General features: G+C 61.1%; 26 protein-coding genes and 2 tRNA genes. 19 read left to right on the top strand and 9 right to left on the bottom strand.

Annotated features, from left to right (window positions below; translation table 11 throughout):
• The first annotated feature begins 173 nt into the window (after positions 1–173).
• The 7 genes from ACESNB_RS16860 (at position 174) to ACESNB_RS16830 (ending at position 5,704) form a co-directional block, all read left to right on the top strand.
• Positions 174–1,499, top strand: a complete 1,326-nt coding sequence (locus tag ACESNB_RS16860) for a serine hydrolase domain-containing protein (protein ID WP_373009445.1) — start codon at positions 174–176, stop codon at positions 1,497–1,499.
• Between the two features lie 24 nt (positions 1,500–1,523).
• Positions 1,524–2,297: a competence/damage-inducible protein A gene (locus ACESNB_RS16855; RefSeq protein WP_373009443.1), complete on the top strand. Its 774-nt coding sequence runs from the start codon at positions 1,524–1,526 to the stop codon at positions 2,295–2,297.
• Positions 2,294–2,782 (top strand): hypothetical protein, encoded by a 489-nt coding sequence (locus ACESNB_RS16850; protein ID WP_373009441.1) that lies wholly within the window; start codon positions 2,294–2,296, stop codon positions 2,780–2,782. Before ACESNB_RS16855 ends, ACESNB_RS16850 begins: the two co-directional genes overlap by 4 nt.
• 47 nt (positions 2,783–2,829) lie before the next feature.
• The gene (locus tag ACESNB_RS16845; RefSeq protein ID WP_373009439.1) at positions 2,830–3,603 is read left to right on the top strand and encodes an enoyl-CoA hydratase; all 774 of its coding nucleotides are present in this window, start codon (positions 2,830–2,832) and stop codon (positions 3,601–3,603) included.
• Between the two features lie 17 nt (positions 3,604–3,620).
• Positions 3,621–4,832, top strand: a complete 1,212-nt coding sequence (locus ACESNB_RS16840; protein WP_373009437.1) for an acetyl-CoA C-acetyltransferase — start codon at positions 3,621–3,623, stop codon at positions 4,830–4,832.
• A gap of 53 nt (positions 4,833–4,885) precedes the next feature.
• Positions 4,886–4,972, top strand: a tRNA-Leu gene (locus ACESNB_RS16835).
• A gap of 195 nt (positions 4,973–5,167) precedes the next feature.
• Positions 5,168–5,704 carry a phospholipid-binding protein MlaC gene (locus ACESNB_RS16830; protein WP_373009435.1) on the top strand — a complete coding sequence of 179 codons (537 nt, stop codon included), beginning with the start codon at positions 5,168–5,170 and terminating at the stop codon, positions 5,702–5,704.
• A gap of 603 nt (positions 5,705–6,307) precedes the next feature.
• On the opposite strand, the gene ACESNB_RS16825 is transcribed toward ACESNB_RS16830, so the two are convergent.
• On the bottom strand, positions 6,308–7,195 hold the full coding sequence (locus ACESNB_RS16825) for a LysR family transcriptional regulator (protein ID WP_373009433.1): 888 nt from the start codon (positions 7,193–7,195) through the stop codon (positions 6,308–6,310).
• 168 nt (positions 7,196–7,363) lie between these two features.
• Here ACESNB_RS16825 and ACESNB_RS16820 point away from each other — a divergent pair, with 168 nt between their 5' ends.
• A complete protein-coding gene (locus ACESNB_RS16820; protein ID WP_373009431.1) occupies positions 7,364–7,735 on the top strand; it encodes a group 1 truncated hemoglobin in 372 nt (123 codons plus the stop codon).
• Positions 7,736–7,780: 45 nt separating this feature from the next.
• On the top strand, positions 7,781–8,287 hold the full coding sequence (locus ACESNB_RS16815) for a GFA family protein (protein ID WP_373009429.1): 507 nt from the start codon (positions 7,781–7,783) through the stop codon (positions 8,285–8,287).
• Positions 8,288–8,404: 117 nt separating this feature from the next.
• On the opposite strand, the gene ald is transcribed toward ACESNB_RS16815, so the two are convergent.
• The 4 genes from ald to ACESNB_RS16795 all read right to left on the bottom strand — a co-directional run bounded on the left by ald (position 8,405) and on the right by ACESNB_RS16795 (position 13,230).
• A complete protein-coding gene (gene ald / locus ACESNB_RS16810; protein WP_373009427.1) occupies positions 8,405–9,520 on the bottom strand; it encodes an alanine dehydrogenase in 1,116 nt (371 codons plus the stop codon).
• A gap of 63 nt (positions 9,521–9,583) precedes the next feature.
• The gene (locus tag ACESNB_RS16805; RefSeq protein ID WP_373009425.1) at positions 9,584–11,395 is read right to left on the bottom strand and encodes a cation:proton antiporter; all 1,812 of its coding nucleotides are present in this window, start codon (positions 11,393–11,395) and stop codon (positions 9,584–9,586) included.
• A gap of 169 nt (positions 11,396–11,564) precedes the next feature.
• Positions 11,565–12,239: a TorF family putative porin gene (locus tag ACESNB_RS16800; protein WP_373009423.1), complete on the bottom strand. Its 675-nt coding sequence runs from the start codon at positions 12,237–12,239 to the stop codon at positions 11,565–11,567.
• 175 nt (positions 12,240–12,414) lie between these two features.
• Positions 12,415–13,230 carry an SDR family NAD(P)-dependent oxidoreductase gene (locus ACESNB_RS16795; protein WP_373009421.1) on the bottom strand — a complete coding sequence of 272 codons (816 nt, stop codon included), beginning with the start codon at positions 13,228–13,230 and terminating at the stop codon, positions 12,415–12,417.
• A 159-nt stretch (positions 13,231–13,389) separates the two neighbouring features.
• Here ACESNB_RS16795 and ACESNB_RS16790 point away from each other — a divergent pair, with 159 nt between their 5' ends.
• Positions 13,390–14,337: a hypothetical protein gene (locus tag ACESNB_RS16790; protein ID WP_373009419.1), complete on the top strand. Its 948-nt coding sequence runs from the start codon at positions 13,390–13,392 to the stop codon at positions 14,335–14,337.
• Between the two features lie 24 nt (positions 14,338–14,361).
• Positions 14,362–14,802 (top strand): ion channel, encoded by a 441-nt coding sequence (locus ACESNB_RS16785; protein ID WP_373009417.1) that lies wholly within the window; start codon positions 14,362–14,364, stop codon positions 14,800–14,802.
• On the opposite strand, the gene ACESNB_RS16780 is transcribed toward ACESNB_RS16785, so the two are convergent.
• Positions 14,799–15,644 (bottom strand): hypothetical protein, encoded by an 846-nt coding sequence (locus ACESNB_RS16780; RefSeq protein WP_373009415.1) that lies wholly within the window; start codon positions 15,642–15,644, stop codon positions 14,799–14,801. The genes ACESNB_RS16785 and ACESNB_RS16780 overlap by 4 nt on opposite strands.
• Positions 15,645–15,914: 270 nt before the next feature.
• On the opposite strand from ACESNB_RS16780, the gene ACESNB_RS16775 reads away from it, so the two are divergent.
• The 4 genes from ACESNB_RS16775 (at position 15,915) to ACESNB_RS16760 (ending at position 20,091) form a co-directional block, all read left to right on the top strand.
• A complete protein-coding gene (locus ACESNB_RS16775) occupies positions 15,915–17,918 on the top strand; it encodes an acetyl-CoA carboxylase biotin carboxylase subunit (RefSeq protein ID WP_373009413.1) in 2,004 nt (667 codons plus the stop codon).
• A 139-nt stretch (positions 17,919–18,057) separates the two neighbouring features.
• Entirely contained in the window at positions 18,058–18,594 is a 537-nt protein-coding gene (locus ACESNB_RS16770; protein WP_373009411.1) for a DUF805 domain-containing protein, read from the top strand.
• A gap of 144 nt (positions 18,595–18,738) precedes the next feature.
• Positions 18,739–19,275 (top strand): DUF805 domain-containing protein, encoded by a 537-nt coding sequence (locus ACESNB_RS16765; protein WP_373009409.1) that lies wholly within the window; start codon positions 18,739–18,741, stop codon positions 19,273–19,275.
• 21 nt (positions 19,276–19,296) lie between these two features.
• Positions 19,297–20,091 carry a hypothetical protein gene (locus ACESNB_RS16760; RefSeq protein ID WP_373009407.1) on the top strand — a complete coding sequence of 265 codons (795 nt, stop codon included), beginning with the start codon at positions 19,297–19,299 and terminating at the stop codon, positions 20,089–20,091.
• Here ACESNB_RS16760 and lipB read toward each other — a convergent pair.
• Positions 20,076–20,774, bottom strand: a complete 699-nt coding sequence (gene lipB / locus ACESNB_RS16755; RefSeq protein ID WP_373009405.1) for a lipoyl(octanoyl) transferase LipB — start codon at positions 20,772–20,774, stop codon at positions 20,076–20,078. The two genes, ACESNB_RS16760 and lipB, sit on opposite strands and share 16 nt — an antisense overlap.
• 86 nt (positions 20,775–20,860) lie before the next feature.
• On the opposite strand from lipB, the gene ACESNB_RS16750 reads away from it, so the two are divergent.
• Together ACESNB_RS16750 and ACESNB_RS16745 are read left to right on the top strand one after the other, a co-directional pair.
• Positions 20,861–20,945, top strand: a tRNA-Leu gene (locus tag ACESNB_RS16750).
• A 122-nt stretch (positions 20,946–21,067) separates the two neighbouring features.
• Positions 21,068–21,313 (top strand): hypothetical protein, encoded by a 246-nt coding sequence (locus tag ACESNB_RS16745; RefSeq protein ID WP_373009403.1) that lies wholly within the window; start codon positions 21,068–21,070, stop codon positions 21,311–21,313.
• A 27-nt stretch (positions 21,314–21,340) separates the two neighbouring features.
• Here ACESNB_RS16745 and ACESNB_RS16740 read toward each other — a convergent pair whose 3' ends face one another.
• A complete protein-coding gene (locus tag ACESNB_RS16740) occupies positions 21,341–21,577 on the bottom strand; it encodes a hypothetical protein (RefSeq protein WP_373009401.1) in 237 nt (78 codons plus the stop codon).
• A gap of 156 nt (positions 21,578–21,733) precedes the next feature.
• Here ACESNB_RS16740 and ACESNB_RS16735 point away from each other — a divergent pair, with 156 nt between their 5' ends.
• Both ACESNB_RS16735 and ACESNB_RS16730 read left to right on the top strand, forming a co-directional pair.
• A complete protein-coding gene (locus ACESNB_RS16735; protein WP_373009399.1) occupies positions 21,734–22,114 on the top strand; it encodes a PRC-barrel domain-containing protein in 381 nt (126 codons plus the stop codon).
• 74 nt (positions 22,115–22,188) lie between these two features.
• On the top strand, positions 22,189–22,458 hold the full coding sequence (locus ACESNB_RS16730) for a hypothetical protein (RefSeq protein WP_373009397.1): 270 nt from the start codon (positions 22,189–22,191) through the stop codon (positions 22,456–22,458).
• On the opposite strand, the gene ACESNB_RS16725 is transcribed toward ACESNB_RS16730, so the two are convergent.
• Positions 22,455–23,018, bottom strand: a complete 564-nt coding sequence (locus tag ACESNB_RS16725) for a tetratricopeptide repeat protein (RefSeq protein WP_373009395.1) — start codon at positions 23,016–23,018, stop codon at positions 22,455–22,457. The two genes, ACESNB_RS16730 and ACESNB_RS16725, sit on opposite strands and share 4 nt — an antisense overlap.
• Positions 23,019–23,217: the final 199 nt, after the last annotated feature.

The raw sequence follows: 23,217 nt of genomic DNA, 5'->3' as shown, positions 1-23,217 counted from the left end.
GTGCTTTCAGATATCTGTTTCCTTATGTGGCAGATTGTGGCCGAAATTTCCACCTTTCATGGCGGTTTGAAGCTGATCGCGGTCAAATCAGCGAAGCCTTACCCGAGGTTCGGCTTGCAGGCGGGCGCCATCTCACTAACCATGCGCGCAAAATCTGTGCGGGAGAGAAAGTCATGGCATTGGCAACACGTTTTGTATCGGCTGCAGTCTGCTTCGGTTTAGCAGGGGCTCTTGGTCTGGGTGCCTGTACCAGTGCGCCAGCTGCCGAGCCCGCCAGCACATTATCCCTGACCGAACCAGGCGGTTTTACACCGGAAGGAATCGCTGCGCTGGAAGCAGCGATGGCGAATGAAGTTGCGCTTGGCCACGTCAAAGGCATTGCCACGCGCCTTGTGCAGCACGGTGAAATCGTCAGCGATATGCAGGCGGGTGTGCGCCGCGTCGAAGACAGTGCCCCCATCACCGAGGACACGATCTATCGCATCTATTCCATGTCGAAGCCGATTACCGGCGTCGCGCTGTTGATGCTGTACGAGGAAGGCGCGTTCACGCTGGACGATCCCGTGACGAAGTTCGTGCCTGAATTCGCGAACCTGAAAGTGATGACCGGTGTCGACGAGGCGGGCGCGCCGCTTTTGACCGATCCGGACCACATTCCAACGATGCGGGAAGTGATGACGCATACCGCCGGATTTGCCTATGGCCTGTTCGGAGACGACGTGGCGAACAACATGTTCCGGGACCAGGCGATCATGCAGTCTCCCGATCTGGATACGTTCATCGACAAGGTGGCGGACGTGCCGCTGCTGTTCCAGCCGGGGACAAAATGGTCCTATAGCGCATCGGTCGACGTGCAGGGCTATGTCGTCCAGCAAATCTCGGGCATGCGGTTCGGCGAGTTCCTGGACACCCGCCTGTTTGAACCGCTTCGCATGACGGATACGGGCTTTTACGTCCCGGCCGATGATCTTGACCGCTTCAGCGATGCCTTCGGCTATGTTCCGGACCAGCCTGAACTCGGTCTCGTGAAATATGACCGGCCGACGGTGCAGTTCCGCAAGGAAACGATCGGGATGGAGTCCGGTGGTGGCGGCCTTGTCGGCACGATGGAAGACTATACGCGGTTCTGCCAGATGCTGCTGAACGGCGGTGAACTGGACGGCGTGCGTATTCTGAAGCCGGAGACGGTGGATCTGATGCGCACCAATATGTTGCCAGACGGCGCCAAACTGTTTTCTGATGGCGCTCAGCAAAACCTCAAGACCGATGGCCTCGGGTTTGGGCTGAACGTCGGTTTGGTCCTCGACCCTGAAGCGTCAGAGATGGCGCAAGCTGCCGGTTCATATTTCTGGGGCGGGGCAGCAGGCACATGGTTCTGGATTGATCCGGAGAACGATCTCTTCTTCATCGGAATGATCCAGCGCTTTAGCTGGAACGGACCGGAAGTGGATTTTCGTCGGAATTCGGCGCACGTTGTTTATGACGCGCTTGTGGAATAGGCCACACTGCGCGATGTGAGTGCGATGACCCAGCCTTCACCCACTGCTGCCGTGTTGTTGATCGGCGATGAACTCCTGTCCGGGCGTACCCGGGATATCAACCTGCAGCAGATTGCGAAGTATCTCGCGCCTTTGGGCATCCAGGTGCATGAATCGCGCACGGTGTCTGATTTCCAGGAAAGCATCGTGACGGCGGTGAACGAGCTGCGCGCAGCTTATACTTACGTCTTCACGACCGGCGGTATTGGCCCGACGCATGATGACATCACGGCGGACGCGATTGCGGCCGCTTTTGGCGTCGGGATCGACGAGCATCCCGAGGTCATCGCCATGCTGGCAGAGCGTTGTGCCGAGATGAAGACGGAGTTCACGCCCGCGCGCCGCCGCATGGCGCGCATTCCTCACGGTGCGCAACTGGTTTCCAATCCTGTGTCCGGCGCGCCCGGCTTCCAGATGGAGAATGTCTTCACACTGGCAGGTGTGCCGCAGGTGGCCCGGGCTATGCTGGAAGACATCGGCCACCGCCTGCGCACCGGCGCGGTCGTTCACAAGGTCACAATCCGGGGGCTTGGCCTGCGTGAAGGTGATATCGCCGAACCACTCGGCGCACTGGCGCAGGAAATTCCGGAGGTGGCCTTCGGCTCCTATCCGTGGTTCCGGTCTGTCGGCGACAATGGCGTACATCTCGTCGCCAGCACGATCCGTGAAGACCTGATTTCTGAGGTGACGCAGCGGCTTGAAGCCATCATCGCGGCAACCGGCGTCAAACCCGAACGCATCGTGGAGGACGCGAAGTGACGACACTCCTGAAGCGAACGCCCGTGATCTGGGGGCTGTTTGTCGCGGCGATCCTGATTTGGTTGGGTTTCAGCATCTTCGCTGAAGCGGTTGGGGGCACATTCCTCGACACGATTGCCAATGGGGAGCGCAGCCGAACCCTGATCGCGGGCCTGAGCGAGGCCCAACGTTCGGCGCATTTCCGAGTGACCATATTTCTCGATACGGCCTTCCCGGTCGCTTATGGCGGATTCTTGGCCGCGATGGCGCTACGGTTCTTTGGCAAGTATGGGCGGATTGCTGCGCTGCCTGCACTGGCGACGGCGATTGTCGACCTGACCGAGAATACGGTCCAGGCGCTCGCTCTGTCCGGCGCCGCTGATGCGCTCGACACCAAGGCCTGGCTGACCCCGCTGAAATTCGAACTATTTTACATGGCTGCGGCAATCGCCCTCATCGCGCTGGTCATTGCCGTCGTAAACATTTTCCGCAAACGGAAGGCCTGACGGGCACCCGCTGCACACTCGAAACGAAGACTGGAAGGAATGCCTGCATGGCCGAGAATATCATCACAGTTGAACGCGACGGAGCGGTTGCGATTGTCACCCTGAACCGGCCTGACTCGCTGAATGCGCTGAGCCGGACCCTGCGCGCGGAAATCTCGCGCACGTTCACCGCGCTTGCGGCGGACAAAGACATTCGCGCGGTCGTCCTGACCGGCGCGGGCCGGGCATTCACGGCGGGCGTCGACCTCAAGGAAGCCGGCGAAAAGGGCTTCGCCCTCGGCGCTGATGGCGGCGAGATCGATATCGCCAAGGCGATTGGCGCCTATCCGTGGCCGGTCATTGGCGCAATCAACGGGTTTGCGATCACCGGCGGCTTCGAACTCGCCCTCATGTGCGATGTCCTGCTGGCATCGGAGAATGCCAAGTTTGCCGACACGCATGCCCGCGTGGGGATCATGCCGGGTTGGGGCCTGTCGCAGAAACTATCGCGCCTGATCGGCATAAGCCGCGCCAAGGAACTCTCCTTCTCCGGCAACTTCCTTGATGCGGAAACCGCCGAACGCTGGGGCCTCGTCAATCGCGTCTACAAGGCCGACGACCTGCTGCCCGCCGCTCGCAAGCTGGCACACGAGATGACCAGCTGTGATCCGGTCCTTCTGCGCGGCTACAAGAAGATGATCGATGACGGCTTTGCCATGCCATTCGGCGAAGCGCTGAAGGAAGAGATCCGCCGCTCCGCCGCGCACGCCGCAAATGTCACCGCCGAAAGCGTTGAAGCGGCGCGCAAGCAGGTCACCGAACGCGGCCGCGGCCTGAACTAGATCAATAGGACGATCCCATGAGAGATGTTGTAATCTGTGAGCCGCTTCGCACGGCAGTCGGCGGTTTTAGCGGCGCATTCAAGACGGTCCATGCGCACGATATGGCGAGCCATGTCATCCGTGAATTGATGGCGCGTACCAAGCTGCCGGCGGAGGCTGTCGAGGACTGTATCTTCGCGCAATGCTATCCGACCATGGAAGCGCCGGCATTCGGCCGGATGGTGGCGCTCGATGCGGGCCTGACGACATCGACCGGCGGCTACCAGATCGACCGGCGCTGCGGCTCGGGCCTGCAGGCGGTGATCAATGGCGTGATGCAGGTGGCAACCGGCGCGAATGATCTGGTCATCGCGGGCGGGGCCGAAAGCATGTCGAATGCGCCCTTCTTTTCCATCGATATGCGCTGGGATATCAAGGGTGAAGGCCTGATGCTGCATGATGGCCTCTCACGCGGACGTTATACGGCGGGGGGCAAGTTCCACCCGGTTCCGGGCGGCATGATCGAGACGGCCGAGAACCTCCGCCGCGACTATCAGATCAGCCGGGCTGCGCAGGACGAATATGCCTTCAACTCGCACATGAAAGCGGCTGCGGCGCAGAAAAGCGGTAAGTTCGCTAGCGAGATCGTGCCGTTCACAGTGAAAGGCCGCAAGGCCGATACAATCGTATCCGAGGACGAGCATATCCGCGCTGACTCGACGTTGGAAAAACTGTCGTCCCTGCGGGCGATCCAGGGCCGAACTGATCCTGAAGCAACAGTTACGGCGGGCAATGCGTCCGGCCAGAATGATGGTGCCGCCGCTTGTATCGTCTGTACGCGCGAGATGGCGGAGAAGTATGGCCTGAAGCCGCTGGGACGGCTGGTCTCCTGGTCGGTCGCGGGCGTCGGGCCGGAAGTCATGGGTATCGGGCCGGTGCCATCGAGCCAGAAGGCGCTGGAAAAGGCCGGGCTGGAGCTCAAGGACCTCGATCTGATCGAACTCAATGAGGCGTTCGCTTCGCAGGTGCTCGCCTGCACCAAGGCGTTGGGGCTGGGCGAAGACGACATGGACCGGCTGAACGTCAATGGCTCGGGCATTTCGCTCGGCCATCCGGTCGGCGCGACGGGTGTGCGGATCCTGACCACGATGCTGCGCGAGATGGAGCGGCGGAAGTCGCGCTATGGCCTCGAAACCATGTGTATCGGCGGCGGTCAGGGGCTGGCCGCGGTGTTCGAACGGGTGAGCTGAGCCGGGCGCCCGCTTGCCAAGACAGGCGGGCGCGAATACTCAGGCAAGCCAGTGCGGGCGTGGCGAAATTGGTAAACGCAGCAGACTTAAAATCTGTCGGCCGCAAGGCCTTGCCGGTTCAAGCCCGGCCGTCCGCACCATTCTCCACCAGATCGCGAAAAATGTAGCGCAAAAGTCACACTTTGCGGAATCCGTGCGGATGCTTTCCAGAATCTCAATGGCGGCCTCATGCAAGTCCGGAATGGCACCTATATGGAGACTGAGGGAACAAAAGGGGGCGGCGAACCATATCTACAAGGCAGATCAGAAAAGTCTGACTTGAAGGACAAGACACAATGTTGCGCACGCTTATCGTATCGACCAGTTTCGCCATAATGGCGCTTTCCACACAGGCGAGCCCCGAAGCCGAGGCCCTGATCGCCGGAACGGCCACCCAGATTTCCAACACCCAGACTGGCGCAGGACCGCTGACGGAGGCCTTGGACATCCAGGCCATTGCCCGGTTCACACTGGGCAAGCACTCGCGTCGTTTGACCGAGGATGAACAAGCGCGCTTCACGGCCGCGTTCGAGAAATTCCTCGTCGGCACGTTGGAGAACCAGAAGAACAAGCTGAAGAATGCCAAGGTCGACGTGATCGGCTCGGTTGACCGCAACGAGAAAGACTCGGTTGTCGAAACGCGTGTGACGCAGAAGGGCGAAGACCCGACGACCGTCCGCTGGCGCGTGATGGAGCGTAATGGCGAATGGCGCGTCGTGGATGTCGAAGTGCTCGGCCTCTGGCTGGCCATCGAGCAGCGCGCGCAGATCGCCGCCATCCTCGACAAGCCACGCGCCACGATTGATGACGCCATCGCCGCGCTGAGTTCCTGATCCTCATACAGGCTTGTTTCTTTCATATTTGAACGCCCCTGCAGGTTTGACGCCTGTGGGGGCGCTTGCATTCGGGGGATGGGATTTTGAGGCTGAATCCGGGTCAGGTGTCGGGAATATTGAACCCGTATTCCCGGCGCAGGTCGGGATCTCGTGCAACAGTTCCGGACAGGATGGCCTGAGGCCCCGGCGGTTGCCGGGGACACGGATTTGACGCGGGCAATTCCCCGATCAAAGCGCTGTTCAGCTTTCCCGATACGGGTGCACGAAAAGTATACGAACGTTGCCCGGACAGGTCATCCGACAGACGGATGATCACGACACGGCCAGTCCACATCACACCCCAGAGCATTTGCGAGCCTGGTCCGCCGTTCGCTCGGAACTATGCCTTCAGGCGCTGGATGCGCCAGAAGACCAGCGGCCAGAACGGCAGCAGGTACCAAGGGAGGCCCAGCATCGGTGTGAGGACGGTGAAGGCTGGCATCGCGGCGTATTATACGCGCAGGCGGAGAGGGGGAGGAAAAGAAGGAGTCTATGCCACCATGCCGAGGGTGCTTCGTGGGGCAAACGTACAGGCGTCGACATCATCTCGATGACGACAGCTTAAAGCTTTGTTGCCGTGGGCGCCGTGCCTTCGAACAGGGTGCTGATTCTCTCCATCTCGCGTCGCATATGCTGCCTGAAAAGGATCACGCGTTTCGTGCTTCGCAAATCGCTGTGATAGAGCAGCCACAATCCAAGTTCGTGTCGTTTTTCAGGTTCACGAAACCTGACGAGTGTCGGCTCTCTGTCACCCATGAAACAGGGCAGGTATCCAACCCCAAGTCCTTCTTTCAGGGCAGCGGCTGTGAGCGCCGTATCATCGACACAGAACGAATGATCGAGTTGCGGCCTGGCCTGTTTGGTCCAGGTTCTGTGGTATTCGCAGCAATCGACGCCAATCCACTTTTCCGGGGCGTGCCCGGCTGCAAGCGCAGCACAATATTCGATTGAGCCGTATACGGCGGAGGCGACGGTCGTCAGCCGCGTACCGATGAGCGTCTCGCCTGGCGTATTTGTCTGCCTGAGCGCAACATCGGCGTCGCGTTCCGCCAAACGAACAGAATCGTTGGTCACCTCAACACGCAGGTCAATGTTCGGGTAGGCGGTACTGAACCGGGCAAACAGGGGCATGAGCACTGACGAGGCCATATTGGCGATCGCGGTGACACGCAACTCTCCCGATGGGTCATCGCTCTGACCCGTGCTGGCGGCCTCGAATGACAGAAATTCGCGTTCAATCCGGGCGGCTGACTCCCTCAGTTCTTCGCCTGCATCGGTCAGCACGTAGCCGGACGCGCTGCGTTCCAGCAAGGGCGTCGCCAGATCCTTTTCCAGCGCGTGGATTCGTCGTGAGATGGTCGAATGCTGAACGCCCAACCGCTTGGCTGCAGCGCTGAACGAGCCTGCGCGGGCTAAGGCAAGAAACATCCGCGCATCGTCCCACTGCATTCGGTCTCTCCTCCATCGTGCATTTTTGCAAAACCGGTGTCGATTTTTACCAAATTCCCAAGACCGTGCGGGAATGCGACCAAGATGGCAACTAAAATCAGGACGTCGGCCGCACTGACAGAATTGGGCACACGCGCTGAAAACCGCAGAAAAACAGGGAGTTCTTAAATGACCGTTTCGCTTTACGATCGCCTGGGTGGGTATGATGTAATCGGAGGATTTGTTGAGGCACTGATTGGCCGCGCCCAAACCGACAGCCTGCTTGGCCGCTTCTGGGCGCATCGAAGCGAAGACCGGAATGCCCGGGATTTGCAGATGCTGATCGATTATCTCGTCCGAGAGACCGGCGGCAGGATGTATTATACCGGGCGCGACATGGTGCTGGCCCATGCGGGCATGGGTATTACCGACATTGACTGGTCGCGGTTCATCGAGATTGTGATTCACGTCGCCGGTGAACTCGGCGTCGGCAAATCGGAAGGTGCCGAAGTGTTGGCGTTTGTGGGTGGCCTCAAGGGCGACATTGTCACTGCAGGCTGATGTCCAGACCGTTCTGGGTGACGCGTAAAAACGGAAAGGCAGGCGATGACCGAAGAATCTCACACAAACGAAGGCGGCTGCACATGCGGCCATGTCCGCTACCAAGTGTTGTCAGACCCTCTGATCGTGCATTGCTGCCATTGCCGGTATTGCCAGCGGCAGACCGGGGCGGCCTTTGCGCTGAATGCACTGATCGAGGCTGACCGGGTGCAAGTGATCCAAGGCGATATCGAAGAACTCACCGTCGTCACACCGAGCGGCAAGGGGCAGACCATTGCGCGCTGTCCCAAGTGTCGCATCGCTGTCTGGAGCAATTATCACATGTCGGGCTTGAGAGAGCGCATTCGCTTCATCCGGGTCGGGACACTGGACAATCCTGACCTGCTGCCACCCGATGTGCACATTTTTACCACCACCAAACAGCCTTGGGTGCGCTTTCCCGAAGGCGCCAGGGTCGTAGACATTTATTATGAGTATGGGGCCACCTGGTCACCCGATAGCCTGAGCCGAGGGGCCGCTCTGTTCGAGGCGGCGGGGATCGCTCTGCCTTGAACTGGGGTGGGGCGGAACGTTCCCGTCTTACACAAGGAAAAGCCCGCACCTCTGTGTGCGGGCTTTGTTCTGTCGTTGCAGATTCCGGTGATGCCGCTCAAGAGAGGCGCAGGGCGCCTAAACCGTCAGCCAGTCAGGGCGAACATAGGGGAGGCCGAGGTCGTGGGCGACGGCTTCGTGGGCGATCTTGCCGGCGTCGACGGTGAGGCCATGGGCGAGGTGCGGGTTGGCGTTGATGGCGGCGCGTCCACCGAGGTTCGCAATCTGCATCACGAAGGGCAGGGTCGCATTGGTCAACGCGTAGGTGGAGGTGCGCGGCACGGCGCCCGGCATGTTGGCGACGCAATAGTGCAGGATGCCGTCGACATCATAGATCGGGTCTTCGTGCGTGGTGGCGTGGCTGGTTTCGAAACAGCCGCCCTGGTCGATGGCGATGTCGACAAGCACGGCGCCCGGTTTCATCGTCGAGAGCTGGGCGCGCGAGATGAGCTTGGGGGCGGAAGCGCCGGGGATCAGGACGGCGCCGATCACGAGGTCTGCATCCTTGACTGCTTCGGCGAGGCTGTGGGCGGTGGAATACATGGTCTTCACTGAGCCACGGAACTGCGCGTCCAGTTCGGCGAGGCGGTTATTGTTGCGGTCGAAAATGGTGACATCGGCGCGCATGCCGACCGCGATTTCGGCTGCGTGGGTGCCGGAGACACCGCCGCCGATGATGACGACTTTCGAGGGGGCGACTCCCGGAACACCGCCGAGCAGGATGCCGCGGCCGCGTGTTCTGCGCATCAGGGCCCAGGCTGCAACCTGCATCGACATGCGACCGGCCACCTGGCTCATCGGGCGCAGAAGCGGCAGACCGCCATCGTCATCCGTGACAGTCTCGTAGGCGATCGCGAGGCAGCCGGACTTCATCAGGCCGGCGGCCTGGACGGGGTCCGGGGCAAGGTGGAGGTAGGTGAAGAGTGTGTGGGCGGGGGTGAGGCGGGCCGTCTCTTCCGGCTGCGGCTCCTTCACCTTCACGATCAGTTCGCTGGAAGTGAACACCGCATCGGCATCGGGCAGGATTTTCGCACCGACTGCCGTGTATGCGTCGTCCGGGAAGCCTGATCCGAGCCCGGCGCCGGACTGGACGTTGACGCCATGGCCTGCGCGGGTGAGTTCGCCGACGCTTTCCGGTGTCAGTCCGACACGGGACTCCTGTTTCTTGATTTCGGTTGGAACGCCTATGCGCATGTTTGCTCTCCCTGAGGCAGGTCTTGCCTATAAACCTGCCGGGAGTGAAATTCCAGTCCTCGGTCAGGCGGCGACTTCGATCAAGTCGGGATCGTCGTCATCATCATCTGCGTCATGGCCGCTGGCATCGCCGATGCTGAAGCGTTCTGCTTCTTCCTCCATCCATTCGCGGACTTCCGGTTCGGGTATGCCGAGGGTCAACAGGATGTCGGCGACCATTTCGATGCCCTTGGGCTGGCCGGCGGCGAAGTGCGCGCGGACACCGAGGTCAAGATAGCGTTCCAGGTCGAGACGGCTGTCGACGGCCACGAAGCGGACCAGATCGGGAAAGCGGCGGGTGATTGTTGGGGTCACCTCACGGGATATCTCGTAGCGTGAAAAGCCGAGCACAACAGCACGGGCATTGCTGCCGCCGACGGCCTCGACGAGCTTCATGTTCGACGCATCCCCGAATGACACGTGATAGCCGTCAGCCACGGCGGACAGGAAGCGGTCGGGGTCAGCCTCGGTTGCGATACAGGGAATGTCGTGGTCGACCAGGGCGTCGACGGCGAGGCGACCGGCTGACGACATGCCGATGACGATGACCGGGCGATCGCTGATATTCGCGGTCGTGCTTGAGAAATCAGTCTCGGTCTTGCTGCGCTCGGCGAGATGGCGCGACAGGCGCACACCAAGACCTGCCCAGCTGGGCGCAAGCGCGAGCGACAGGGCGACGGCGGCGACGGTGCTGCTCATCAAGTCTATTGAGATGCCGGCCGTGATGGCGCCAAGCGACAGAATGACCAAGGTGAATTCGGAGCCCTGCGCCAGCAGGAATGACATCTGCGTCGCGCCCGGCTTGCTCCACTTGTTGAGACGCGCGGCGATATAGCCGAGGCCGGTCTTCACGACCAGGATGGCCGCGGCGCCGAGCAGGACGAAGGGCAGGTGCGAGAGCAGGGCCGAAATGTTGATGCCGAGCCCGACGCTGATGAAGAAGAAGGAGAGGAGCAGGCCCCGGAATGGGCCCATCTCGGTCTGGACCTGGTGGCGGAACGGCGTGCCTGAAACGGCGAGGCCGGCGAGGAAGGCACCCAGTGTCAGCGACAGGCCGATGACGGCGGTCGCGCAGGCGGCCGCCAGGACCAGCAACAGGGTGAAGGCGGTGAACGCCTCTGCATTGCGCGTGGCGGCGAGGGTGCGGAAGACGGGATTGATCAGGTATTTGCCGGCCAGAAGCGCGGCGCCAAAGGCGATGAATGTCTGCACGACCGACAAGCCGAGTGCGGCATAGAGCGGGACGCCCGCGCCCTCCAGCATGAAATCGGAGACGAGGCCCGCAAGGCCCTGCGCGCCGACGTCGGACTCGCCGAGGGAACTGGCAAAGATCATCAGGAAGATGGCGACAATGTCCTGGAAGATCAGGACATGAGTTGTTGCCCGGCCGATCGGGCACGAATTCTGCTCCCGCTCGGTCAGGATACGGGCAACCACGGCGGTCGATGACAGGCCGAGACTGAGACCGATGGCGATCGCGATGGGCCAGTCCACGCCGATCGTGGCGAGGGCGCCCGCGCTGACAAGGCCGGTCAGGAAGAGATGCGTCGGTGCGAGGCGCAGCAGGTCGGTGCGGCTCTCGTTCAGTTCGCGCAGTGAGACGTGCATGCCGATGTCGAACAGGAGGAACACAACGCCGAGTTCGGCCAGCAGGTGGGTGGCGCTGCTGATCTCGATCAGGCCGAGGGCGCTCGGGCCGATCAGGATTCCGACGATGAGGTAACCGACAATCGGGCTGAGCCGCATCGCCTTGGACGCAAGCGCAGCTGATGCGCCGAAGCCGAGAAGTGTGATTGCGGGAATTAGGGCTTCGACGGGAGTCAGTTCTGCGGCCATGCGTGGTCTGCGTCTCCTAAGGGCTGTGTTGTGCGTATCGCCTAAATCTAGGGTGATTGCGGGGAAATTACAAAGGCCGCCAAATCCTTTTCGGACTGGCGGCCTTCACCTTGCTGCGCGTGGGGGAGGGCAATCAAGTCCACGCCCAGTATGGGAGGAAGTTTTTTGCCTAGAGGCTTTTCGAGAGCGTCAGCACGACGCGCTCGTCGGCAATGTCGACATCATCGACGTCAGTGCCCCAATAGCGCAGGTCGACATCGATGCCGATCGGCAGGGCGTAAGTGCCGCCGAGCGACCAGTTGGTGTAATCACCGCCGCCGTCGAAGCTGTAATTGCCGACGCTCACGTCCGTCGAGAAGGCGTCCGTGAAGCTGTAGGCTGCGGTGCCCTGGACATAGACGCTCTCATTGTCTGGATCCCAGAAGACCGCGCCGCCGACGCCCACGCCGCCTTCGAATTCGTAGCCGAGGGCTGCCTGCAGTTCGACAAAGTCGAGATCTTCGTCGTCGGCATCAGGATAGGCGTAATAGATTACGCCGAGATCCCAGGTGACGCCGTTCGCGAATTCGCTGGCGAAACCGCCGTAGAAGTCTGCTTCTAGGTTGGTGTCGGATGCGTCGCCGAAATCGACATTGGATGCCCATACACCAGCGTAGAAGATGTCATTGGCATAGTCGAAGCCGCCCGAGATGGCCGGATCTTCATTGGATTGCGAAACACCGCGCCAGACATAGTCGGACGTGACCGCGACGTTTCCTGACCATTCACCTTCAGCGAAAGCTGTGCCGGCCGTAGCCAGCAGAGCAACAAGAGCGACCCCCGCCCGTGATACCTTGGTTTTCATTGTGTAGTTCCCCGTGCTTAGAACAACTCCGACTTGGAGCGCAAAACCGAGGATTGCCCGGGATTCCGGCCGTTTCGAACCAAAAACTCAGGTGGGGTTTGCCAGCACGGGGATCGCCGTCTTTTTAGGCACTCGAACATTGGGAATGCCTGCGCTTTGTGCGCCCGGCAGTTGATCACCGCGCCACGAGCGGGGCGTATCCAAGGTGCATCCCGGCATCGACGAGCAGCGTTTCCCCGGTCACGTGCCGCGAGGCATCTGACAGGAAGAAAAGCGCTGTATCGGCAACATCGTCAGGGCCGCTGGCGACATTCAGCGGCACGGATGCGGCGACGCCGGCTTCCATCCGCTTGTACTGTTCCTCGTCCATCGTGTCCTTGAACCAGCGCGTGCCGATGAATCCGGGGCAAACGGCATTGACGCGAATCGCCGGAGCGAGCGCACGGGCGAGCGACAGGGTCATTGTGTTGAGCGCGCCCTTGGTGGCGGCGTAGGCGACTGACGAGCCGATGCCGGTGACACCCGCGATAGAGGATACATTGAGCACGGCGGCGGCGCGGCCGGTCTGCTTATGGCTGGCAACCAGCAGGTCGCGGCAGGCCTGCACCATCAGGAATGGCCCGACAACGTTGACGGCATAGGTATCGAGAAAGTCGTCCTTGCTGAGCGCGTTGAGGTCTGAATGGTCGCGCGCGTGGCGGGTAATTCCGGCATTGTTGACGAGAATATCGAGGCGCCCGCTGGCCCGGGCAGCCTCTGCCAGCGTCCGGCAGCCCTCTTCCGTCGCCACATCGGCCTGGACGAGCCGCGCCTGGGCGCCCAGCGCCCGGCAATCGGAGACGGTCGCTTCGGCATCGGCCACAGAGCGGCTGCAATTGATAATGACTTCTGCGCCGCGTTCGGCCAGTTTCAGGGCGATGGACCGTCCCAGCCCGGTCGCAGAGCCGGTTACCAATGCGGTACGTCCGGAAAGATCGCGAAGTTCTGCCATGTCAGGTCCACCCTCTGGATTGGTTTCTTGTTGGGCACCTGAAGAAGCCTGACGCAGCGTAAAGTCAATACGCCGGAGCTGATGATTTCAAACCGAATAAATCAACCAAGCGGAAACTGTTGTGTCTTATGCAGGTTGGGGTGCTTGGAGGGCAACGGAATGGATCAGGGGTTCGAGGGACTCCTTGCGCAGATATCGGCCGTGGTGAAGCTGTCAGAGACTGACGCCCACCGCGTAGCGACGGATCTGTTCCGTCACGGTATCCTGTCCCTGACCGATGCCGAGGCCCTGTTTCGCCTGAATTTCACGACTGCGGGGACCGATCCGGCCTGGGATCGCCTGTTCATCGCAGCGATGAAAGAATTCGTGCTCGTGCACAGTGATCCCAAAAGCTGGGTCACCGAGGATGAGACCGATTGGCTGATCGAGAATATCAGGCGCGACATGACCGGACCGATCGCGTCGGAAGTGGACCTCCTTCTACAGATCATTCGTTATGCCGAAGGCGTGCCGGAGCGGCTTGGCTATTTTGCCCTGCAAATGGCCTGCGCCCGCATTACACATGTCGGCAAGGCGACGCCTGAAGACGTCGAACGGGTGCGCCGTGCCCTGATCGTACCGGCGGGCGAGAGCCATTCCTGGATTTCCGGACTGGAAGCCGAGTTGCTGGTGCGCACGAATGACGCGATTGCCTTTTCGGCGAACGATCCATCCTGGAACGACCTGTTCGCCCGCGCGATTTCCAATCACCTCATGGCACGGGCCCACCCTGAACCGTCCAGTGAACAGTCGCTGCTGTCACGCGACCACTGGGTCGGCGATATGCGGCCCGAACCGGGGACATTCCTGGCGCATGCGCGGAGCGACGTTTCCGATGACGGCTGGTTCGAACCGATCAGCCAAGACGAGAAAAAGGCGGATGCCGCGCGCAGCGTGGCCCGGCAGGCGGCATTGCGCGAAGCGAATATCGGTACCGATGATGAAACCTCGTGGTTTCTCAAGCGCCTTGAGCTGGACAAGTCTGTCAGTCTCGCCGAACGGGCGCTGATCGACTTCCTGAAACTCGAGGCACCGGGTTTCACGCAAGGCCTTGCAGTCGCGCGCTGATCGTCTAACGGTCCTTGCATACTGATGCTGAACCTAATTGTCGCCGGCGTAATGGTCGTGCTGACCTTCACAATCCACTTCATTGGACTGGTCGGCCTGTCGGCCTTCCTGCGGCAGCGCGGGGTTCATCCCGTCAACCTCAAGAGCGTGTTCGGACAGGGCGTGTCGATCCTGTTCGTGGTGATCAGCCTGTTTGCCCTGCACTCGATTCAGATATGGGCCTACGCCTTTGCCTACCTGGCGCTGGGGCAGTTCGAGGGTATCGAGCCGGCGCTGTACTTCTCCACATCGGCCTTCACCACGGTAGGCTTTGGCGATGTGCTACCCCACGATGACTGGCGCATGCTGGGTGCGGCCGAGGCGGCCAATGGCTTCCTGCTGATCGGCTGGTCGACCGCGTTCCTTGTGGCCGTGACGGCGCGTGTTCGGGCCTTCGAGGCGGATATCGAGCGTCTGGACGACTAGGCCGGATCCGACGGGAAAAACCGGGCCCTGGCGACCGCGAGCCCCACCAGGACAATACCGCCGACCACGAGGCTGGCCGCATTGGCGCCGAGCAATTCGAAATACTGCGTGTAGCCGTGGATCGCAAGGAATACGATTGACGTGACGGAGACGAATCCGCCCCGGCGCGCCTTGACGGTGGTTGCGATCAGGAATGCGGCCCAGCCGAGCGTGAACACGATCTCGGGAATCTCCATGGCGGCCTCGCGCCATTCGCTGCGTTCGCTCCAGGCAGATGGCGCCAGCCAGTGTTCGCCAATCCGGTCGCCCCATAGCGACCCGACCCAGGACGCGAAATTGACCATGAAGAGCGCCGTGCGGGCGGCAATCGTTGTGACGCCTTCATAGGCTCTGGCGATCTGGCCGCGCAGGGCGAACAGGCCCGCCGCAACGGCACTGAACAAGAAAATGGTCAGAGTAGGCTCTTCGACGAAGATGCCATAGCTTGCATGCCAGTAGCCGGTGCCGGACCCGAGCGTCGCACCAAGGGCGAGCACGGCCGGCCCGGCCAGGAAAGCCGACCTGAACCAGACCGCCGCCGCAGCGACTACGGCGGCAATTGCCTGCGTCGGATAGAGCGAGGCGTCGGCGTCCCTGAATTCCCAGCCAATCCAGCCGGCGAGCCCGACATCGCCCATCAGGGTTAGGCCTGCGCCGAGCACTTTCAGAGAGGCATCGACATCAAGGCGGCGTAGGGTTTCTGCCCCGACCAGCGCCAGCAGGGCAAGGACCAGGCCGGTGGCCGCATTGGGCACCAGGGCGATGGTGCCGGCGGCGACAGACAAGGCGCCGAAGATCAGCAACAGGCTGATGAGCAGGCCGCGTTTCTGGCCAGGCAGGGCAAATGCTTTCAGGCGAGCCGCTTCTTCCGGTGAAATCTGCCCATTTCAAGTCAGCGAATCCAGATCGAGTCAAATGATTTGCATGTGAGTGCTCACTATCAGTTGTGAGCGTTCATTAACATGTGGCATGATGGCTGGCAAGCCATCTTGACGCTCCGGGAGTGTAGACAAGTCGGTGCCTGCGGCTTAACTGCGGGGCAGATTTGAATTGCCAAGCAGGCCAGGGGTGAGATGTTCAAGAAAATTTTGATTGCCAACCGGGGCGAAATCGCCGTTCGCATCATCAAGACGTGCCGCCGACTCGGTGTGAAGACGGTCGTCGTCTATTCCGATGCCGATGCTGGCTCGATGGCCGTGGAAATGGCCGATGAAACCGTGCACATTGGCGGTTCGCCTGCCTCGGAATCCTATCTCGTTGCCGACAAGATCATTGATGCGGTGAAAAAGACCGGCGCCGAAGCCATCCATCCCGGTTTCGGCTTCCTGTCCGAGAACCCGGCTTTCGCCAAGCGCCTCGAAAAAGAGGGAATTGGCTGGATCGGGCCGAACGCGTTCGCTATCGAGGCCATGGGCGACAAGATCAGCTCTAAGAAGCTGGCAGCCGAAGCTGGCGTGTCGACCGTTCCCGGCCATATGGACCTGATCAAGGACACCAAGGAAGCGGTGAAGGTTTCCCGCGAGATCGGTTATCCGGTGATGATCAAGGCCTCGGCGGGCGGCGGCGGCAAGGGCATCCGCGTTGCGGCCAATGACAAGGAAGTCGAAGAAGGCTTCCCGGCCGTGAAGGCAGAAGCGCAATCCTCCTTCGGGGATGATCGCATTTTCATCGAGAAATTCATTCTCGACCCGCGACACATCGAAATCCAGGTGCTCGGCGACAAGCATGGCAACTGTGTCTACCTGTTCGAGCGCGAGTGCTCGATCCAGCGCCGCAACCAGAAAGTCATCGAGGAAGCGCCCTCGCCATTGCTCGATCCGGAAACCCGCAAGAAGATGGGCGAACAGGCTGTCGCGCTGTCCAAGGCGGTCAACTATGACAGCGCCGGCACGGTGGAATTTGTCGTCTCCGGCAAGGACAAGGAATTCTACTTCCTTGAAATGAACACCCGCCTGCAGGTGGAGCACCCTGTCACGGAAATGATTACCGGCGTCGACCTTGTCGAGCAGATGCTGCTGTCTGCCTATGGCGAGAAGATGAAGTTCAAGCAGTCTGACCTGAAGATCAATGGCTGGGCGGTCGAGACCCGTGTGTATGCAGAAGATCCGTACCGGAACTTCCTGCCATCCATTGGGCGTCTCAAGCGCTTCCATCCACCGGTCGAAGGCAAGCTCGGCAAGGGCACGGTCCGTATGGATTCGGGCGTACGCGAAGGCGACGAAATTTCGATGTTCTATGACCCGATGATCGCCAAGCTGGTCACCTGGGGCAAGGACCGCGATGCGGCGCTCGACACCCAGGCCGAGGCGCTTGACCGGTTCCACATAGAAGGCATCCAGGACAATATCCCGTTCATCGCTGCCGTGATGGACGAAAAGCGCTTCCGCTCCGGCGATATCACCACGGCCTATATCAAGGACCAGTTCCCTGACGGCTTCCGTGGCACCGAGCCGACCAAGACGCAGGAGACCCAGCTGATTTCGGCCGCGGCCTATGTCCACGGTTTCTATTCGCGCCGGGCGCAACATGTGACCGGTCGCATATCTCCCGTACCCGAAGCCCGCAAGGACTGGATCGTCATCCTCGGTGACCGGCACCATCCGGTTCACCTTGAACTGGGCGACGACGGTGATGCGCAGATCACGATCAATGGCGGCAAGCCCCATTCCCTCGTGACCAATTGGAATCCCGGCCAGCACCTGGTCGAAGGCGTGCTCGACGGCAAGCCGTTCGCGGTGAAATTTGCCGATAGGACCGAAGGCTATATCTTCCGCCACCGGGGCGTTGCCCTGCGTGCGCTCGTCTGCACACCAACGGTTGCCGGCCTGCATGCCCGCCTTCCCGAAAAGGAAAAGCCTGACACGTCGAAACTCGTCATCTCGCCGATGCCGGGTCTTGTCGTGTCAATGGACGTGACTGTCGGCCAGGACGTCCAGGCGGGCGAAGCGGTCTGTGTCGTCGAGGCGATGAAGATGCAGAACATCATCCGCGCCGAAGCCACGGGCACCGTGAAGGCGATCAATGTGATTGCGGGCGCCAGCGTGGCGGCCGACGAAATCATGGTCGAGTTCGCCTGATCCGGCTTAACCGCCTGATAACCGAACACATGCGCTACTGAATCCGACTCTGGAGGCGGCTAGCCCCGCCTTTGGCTTGTCACTGGATAGGCCACGGAAATTCCGGTGCCGTGGCAATCGGTTTTGCAGGGAGGACAGCATGAACCTTTATCTCAGCCCGAATGGACGGATTGATCAGCCCACCTATTGGCGTGGCGCGATCACCTTGTTCGTCGTCAGCACCGTTTTGTCGGTGATTTCCGCATACGTGTCGCCCTTTCTGGGTGTTCTTGGCCTGATCGTCATCTGGCCATGGATCGTATTGCACGTGAAACGCTTCCACGACGCCGACCAGACCGGCTGGTTCACGATCGGCATGGTGGTCTTGGCGATCATCTTGTCCATGGTGCTCGGCTTCATCCTGCCGGGCCTTTTCGGTGTCGATACAGCAGCAATGTCGGAACAGATGGCGCGCGACCTGGAAGACATGGCGTCCAGCAATGATCCCGGTGCGGTCCTGGCGGCCACGATGGATGCCACGAAGGAAATGACGCGGGCCCAGCTCCTGCCGAACATCGTGTCGACCGCAATTGTCACAGGTGTGATCGGCTTTGTCATGAGCCTGTTCAAGTCGACGTCCGGCACCAACAAGTTCGGGCCACCATCGGGCGAGCCACCAGTCGACACGTTCGTCTGAGCGCATTTGCGCCCATGACATCATCCTGAAGAGCCGGGGCCTGCCTCCGGCTTTTTTTTCTTACATGAATTTATCGTTTATTGATAAGAGGCCGCAAAGGCGCTAAGACGCGATCTACCGGCGCCAACCCGAGGAGACCGCCCCATGGACATTCGATATGTCCTGCTCAGCCCGAACGGCCGTATTGGCCCGCGCGACTTCGGTCGCGGGCTGATCCTGCTGACCGGGGCGATGATGATCGTCCAGATCGCGGTGGCACTGGTGTCGCCTGCGTTTGGCGTGCTGCAATACCCGCTCGTCTTCTCCTATGTCTGCGTGTTCGGCAAACGGCTGCACGATGGCGGCCACAGCGCCTGGTTCTATCTTCTGTTTCTGGCGGGCTATTTCGTGCTGTCGACCACCGCAACGGCGATCCTGATGCCGTTCCTGTCACCCGACGCCCTCGCGATGCAGGTGGAGTTCCAGAAACTCGCCATGGAAGGCCAGTTCAGCGCCGCCGTCGAGGAAGCCGCAAAGATTGCCCCGGAACTTGCGCGCCAGTCCGTGCTGACGACGATCACCGCCTTCCTGCTGACCAGCGGCGCCCTTGGCCTGATCGGCGCGCGCCTGCGGTCTGACCCATCGACCAACCAGTTCGGCCCCCCCTCCGACGGGGCCGGCCAGCCCGATACGTATTCCTGATTCCCGCCAAGGACATTCCCAATGCTAGACTCTCCCGCCCAGATCGATCCGCACCGTCCATGGATTCTCGACCGCCGCGACGATCCGTCAACGATGAGCTGGATCCAGACCCTGTTCAATCCGATGGGCCAGTCCAGCAAGCTGCATTTCAGCCGGGCCTGGACCTTCATGTTCATGGGGCGTGTCCTGCTCTATCTCGTGCCGACCTTCGTGGTGGCCGTTCTCGGCATCGCCGGGCTGAAGACGGATACGCTCAGCAATCCCGTCAATCTCGGCCCGGTCCCTGTGCCGGCCATGCTGCTGCCCTTCATGCTGTTCGTCTTGTTGACTGAATACACCTCGTTCGCCGCGCACATGCGCCGCCTGTCCGAAGCCGGGCGCTCGACCCTGCTGGCCGGCATTGTCCTACTGCCGCTCATGCTAGGTATGCTCGCCTTTGCGGGCGGTACGGCGATGGGCAATGCGCGGCATGAAGCCGCGGTCGCCAAGGCCGCACTCGAAAAGGAAATCGCGGCAGATCCTGTGAGAGCGGCGGCTGCAAAAGCGGAAGCCGAAGCCAAGGCGAAAGCGAATCCGAAAGCGCAGAAACCGTCACAACGGAGCGGACCGCCTGAGGCACCCAAGACGGCCAGGGAAACGGCGATCAGCACGGGGATGGGTATGGCGGTCCCGATCTGGCTGCTCGCCTCGTTCGGGGCGATGCTGTGGACGCTGCTCTTTGTGGCACGGATTCCCAATGGAGGTGTCGGCGAGTTCAGCACTGGCAGCCACATTCCGGAGAATGAAGCTCTGCGCAGGCCCTACGGGACCGTCTGAAGCGGGCTTGGCACGACCACCAGCTGGCTGCCAAACACGGCCTCGAACGCATCGCGCAGGGCGATATCGACATCGCCCATGCTGGCCGGGATGCCGAGATCGACAAGACTCGTCACGCCATAGCGCGGGTCTGCTATGCCGCACGGCGTGATTCCCGAGAAATGCTCCAGGTCCGGCTCGACGTTCAGCGAAATGCCGTGAAAGCTCACCCAGCGCTTCAGGCGCACGCCGATGGCGGCAATCTTGTCCTCGCGCAACGGGCTGCCCGCCTGTGTCCGGTCGACCCAGACGCCGACACGGCCGTCGCGCGGCCCGGCGTCGACATCGAAGGCGGCCAGGGCGGCAATGATCCAGGCTTCGAGATTCTGCACGAAGGCCCGCACGTCGCGTCCGCGCGCGGCGACATCCAGCATAACGTAGGCCACGCGCTGGCCGGGGCCATGATAGGTGTACTGGCCCCCGCGTCCGGCTTCGAACACGGGAAAGCGCGCGGCATCTTTCAGGTCTTCCGGCTTGGCAGATGTGCCGGATGTATAGAGCGGGGGGTGCTCCAGGAACCAGACCAGTTCGGACGCCTCACCCTCGCGAATCGCACGGGCGCGGGCCTCCATGAGGGCCACGGCGGCCTCATACGGGACGGGGGCATCGGACACGGCCCATTCAACGGCGGGGAAATTCTGCATGATCGTTCGCATATAGGCGACAATCGGGGCTTCACAAAGGTTTGCGCGCGCCTTATACGGCCCGTCTGCCTGTTACAGACCAGTGTGCGGTCATGGCGGAATTGGTAGACGCGCAGCGTTGAGGTCGCTGTGGGGCAACCCGTGGAGGTTCGAGTCCTCTTGACCGCACCATATGGCCGTTCCTGACGGCGCAGATTATCACTCCATTTCAAAACGAAAGCCGTCGCGGCAACCAAACGCGACCGCTTGCGTTGTCTCACCGTTGCCTCTTCAGATCAGCGGGAGAACGTGTTTTGATCGATATTCTTGGTTACGCGGCCATGGCGACAGGCATCGTGGCGGCCGTGCTCGTATCGGCCAATCTCAGCCGGAAGATAACCGGCTATGCCTTCATTGTTTTTACTGTCTCGTCTGTCGCCTGGGTGGCGTTCGGCCTCCTGAAGAACGAACCGCCGCTCATCTTGCAGAATATCGCGCTCACGGGCGTCAACCTGTTTGGTATTTATCGCTGGCTGATCGTCAAGGCGCGCACCGACTAGGCTGGCAGAACCAGCCGGGCTTCAGGATCAGTGCGGCGCGCCCTGATGCGGCAACAGCGGGACCTGACGCCGGCGCAGGCTGTGTTGACCCGTCGCGCGTTGCCGCACGCAGGTCCACATGCACACCACGCCCGCAAACACCATGGCCACCGCCGCGCGCAGGTTCCCTGTCGAGACGACATGCCTGAGGCTGGCAAGGTTGCCGCTCCGGCTGGGAACGGTGGGGCGCGGGCGAGCGGAATATGTGTCTGCGTAGTGGGTCATGCAACTCAAACCAACAATGCAGGGAAAGGTTCCCGCGTCGGGGTGCGGCATGCTGTGCGGCTGCATGAAATTTCGGTTCAGCCTTGGAACAGGGCGCGATCCTGACGGTTGTTTGGGCGAGGGCTGGAACCTGATAACCCCATAAGGAGAGTCAACATGACCAACACACTCGAAACCTCTGCCAATCGGCTGATCAGTTCCGATCGCGTCGAAGGCACCAATGTCTATAACGGCCAGGGCGACAAAGTCGGTTCTGTCGATTGCGTGATGCTGGACAAGCAGCAAGGCAAGGTTGCCTATGCCGTGATGTCGTTCGGCGGCTTCCTCGGCATCGGCGAGAAGCGCCACCCGCTGCCCTGGCAGACGCTGACCTATGACGAACAGAAAGACGGCTATGTCGTCAATCTGACTAAGGACCAGCTGGAAAAGGCGCCGACGCTGGACCGCGGCGACTATGATCGCCTCAAGGACCGCGTTTACGGCGCCTCGGTTTACTCACACTATGGTCAGACGCCATACTGGATCCCGATTGCCTAGGATCGATAATTCGCCGATCCGGGGCCGGTGCCAAAGGCATCGGCCCCTTTTGTATCCAACCGGAGGACCAGACCATGTCAGCGATACCCTACGCCACTCTCGAAGGCCGGTTGCTGGCCCAGCGACAGGTGCTGGCCGAACTGCTCGCCGCCTGCGACCGGGCCGGCGGGCCGCTGTCAGACTGGGTGCGCACTTTTATGTCGGAAGACTTCACGGTGCACGACTATGCCGAGGATCCGGGCGCCGTCCCGGACCCCGCCTTCGCCGTCGAAAGCATCATCGCCGAGGAAAAGCGCATGCTTGCAGCCGAGACAGGCAGGATTCTCGACGCAGCAGCGCGCTAACGGGCATCAGCGACCTGGAAGTGCTGCAGCATCTCGCGGGCCGGGGCATAGTCAGGTTTGAGGGCTGCCGCCTCGGTCAGGTCGTTATAGGCTTGCGCTACATCGTCCAGCGCCCAATGGGCAATTGCCCGGTTGAGATAGGCCACATGGCGGCGTTCCCGGGAAATGGCCTGAGGCTCTGACAGCGCGTCCACAGCCTCGTCGAACCGGTTCATGCGAACAAGGACTGCGCCAAGATTGATGGCCACGTCGGGCGACGCATTGTCTTTCGCGCGGGCGGCTTCGAAGTCAGCCAGGGCATCGTCCAATTCGCCTCGCCGCATCTTGACGATACCCGTGTTGGTCAGCGTGGCGGCGTATGTGGCCGGGGTCAGGTCTGCCTCCTGCAGGGCCGCTTCGCACAATCGGAGCAGCTTGGCAGAGTGGGCATCGGGGGCGGCGACGCGGGCGGCGCAGGTTTCGGCGAGCGTTTTGCCGGAATGATAGACAACCGGACCCGCTTCCGCGCCTGGAGCGGCAAACAGGAGGAGGAGGGCTGGGAGGAGCGCAATCGGTTTCATGAGACATGTCCTTTTATATTGTATATACACGACATAGGCGGCGAGTCCGCCCGGGGATCAAAAGTCCCGCCCGGTCCAGAGGAACTAGGCGGGAAGTGGTATGTTGGCAAACGGAGGGCTGGCTGGCAGCTTTGGGTTAAACGCGACACACGAATCATATATAGTAGTGCATATGCACTCTATAAGAGTGTCAATGAAA

Source organism: Hyphomonas sp. (genome assembly GCF_041689225.1).
Lineage (GTDB): Bacteria > Pseudomonadota > Alphaproteobacteria > Caulobacterales > Hyphomonadaceae > Hyphomonas.
Note: the sequence above shows the minus strand (reverse complement) of the source record. Positions and strands in the feature narration are given on the sequence as shown.

Coding starts and splice junctions, on each gene's coding strand:
- ACESNB_RS16845 (WP_373009439.1), top strand. CDS start 2,830: ATGGCCGAGAATATCATCACAGTTGAACGCGACGGAGCGGTTGCGATT.
- ACESNB_RS16805 (WP_373009425.1), bottom strand. CDS start 11,395: ATGGCCGCAGAACTGACTCCCGTCGAAGCCCTAATTCCCGCAATCACA.
- ACESNB_RS16735 (WP_373009399.1), top strand. CDS start 21,734: ATGACCAACACACTCGAAACCTCTGCCAATCGGCTGATCAGTTCCGAT.
- ACESNB_RS16740 (WP_373009401.1), bottom strand. CDS start 21,577: ATGACCCACTACGCAGACACATATTCCGCTCGCCCGCGCCCCACCGTT.
- ACESNB_RS16790 (WP_373009419.1), top strand. CDS start 13,390: ATGGATCAGGGGTTCGAGGGACTCCTTGCGCAGATATCGGCCGTGGTG.
- lipB (WP_373009405.1), bottom strand. CDS start 20,774: ATGCAGAATTTCCCCGCCGTTGAATGGGCCGTGTCCGATGCCCCCGTC.
- ald (WP_373009427.1), bottom strand. CDS start 9,520: ATGCGCATAGGCGTTCCAACCGAAATCAAGAAACAGGAGTCCCGTGTC.
- ACESNB_RS16785 (WP_373009417.1), top strand. CDS start 14,362: ATGCTGAACCTAATTGTCGCCGGCGTAATGGTCGTGCTGACCTTCACA.
- ACESNB_RS16840 (WP_373009437.1), top strand. CDS start 3,621: ATGAGAGATGTTGTAATCTGTGAGCCGCTTCGCACGGCAGTCGGCGGT.
- ACESNB_RS16765 (WP_373009409.1), top strand. CDS start 18,739: ATGGACATTCGATATGTCCTGCTCAGCCCGAACGGCCGTATTGGCCCG.
- ACESNB_RS16760 (WP_373009407.1), top strand. CDS start 19,297: ATGCTAGACTCTCCCGCCCAGATCGATCCGCACCGTCCATGGATTCTC.
- ACESNB_RS16820 (WP_373009431.1), top strand. CDS start 7,364: ATGACCGTTTCGCTTTACGATCGCCTGGGTGGGTATGATGTAATCGGA.
- ACESNB_RS16830 (WP_373009435.1), top strand. CDS start 5,168: ATGTTGCGCACGCTTATCGTATCGACCAGTTTCGCCATAATGGCGCTT.
- ACESNB_RS16815 (WP_373009429.1), top strand. CDS start 7,781: ATGACCGAAGAATCTCACACAAACGAAGGCGGCTGCACATGCGGCCAT.
- ACESNB_RS16825 (WP_373009433.1), bottom strand. CDS start 7,195: ATGCAGTGGGACGATGCGCGGATGTTTCTTGCCTTAGCCCGCGCAGGC.
- ACESNB_RS16775 (WP_373009413.1), top strand. CDS start 15,915: ATGTTCAAGAAAATTTTGATTGCCAACCGGGGCGAAATCGCCGTTCGC.
- ACESNB_RS16800 (WP_373009423.1), bottom strand. CDS start 12,239: ATGAAAACCAAGGTATCACGGGCGGGGGTCGCTCTTGTTGCTCTGCTG.
- ACESNB_RS16860 (WP_373009445.1), top strand. CDS start 174: ATGGCATTGGCAACACGTTTTGTATCGGCTGCAGTCTGCTTCGGTTTA.
- ACESNB_RS16725 (WP_373009395.1), bottom strand. CDS start 23,018: ATGAAACCGATTGCGCTCCTCCCAGCCCTCCTCCTCCTGTTTGCCGCT.
- ACESNB_RS16730 (WP_373009397.1), top strand. CDS start 22,189: ATGTCAGCGATACCCTACGCCACTCTCGAAGGCCGGTTGCTGGCCCAG.
- ACESNB_RS16795 (WP_373009421.1), bottom strand. CDS start 13,230: ATGGCAGAACTTCGCGATCTTTCCGGACGTACCGCATTGGTAACCGGC.
- ACESNB_RS16770 (WP_373009411.1), top strand. CDS start 18,058: ATGAACCTTTATCTCAGCCCGAATGGACGGATTGATCAGCCCACCTAT.
- ACESNB_RS16855 (WP_373009443.1), top strand. CDS start 1,524: ATGACCCAGCCTTCACCCACTGCTGCCGTGTTGTTGATCGGCGATGAA.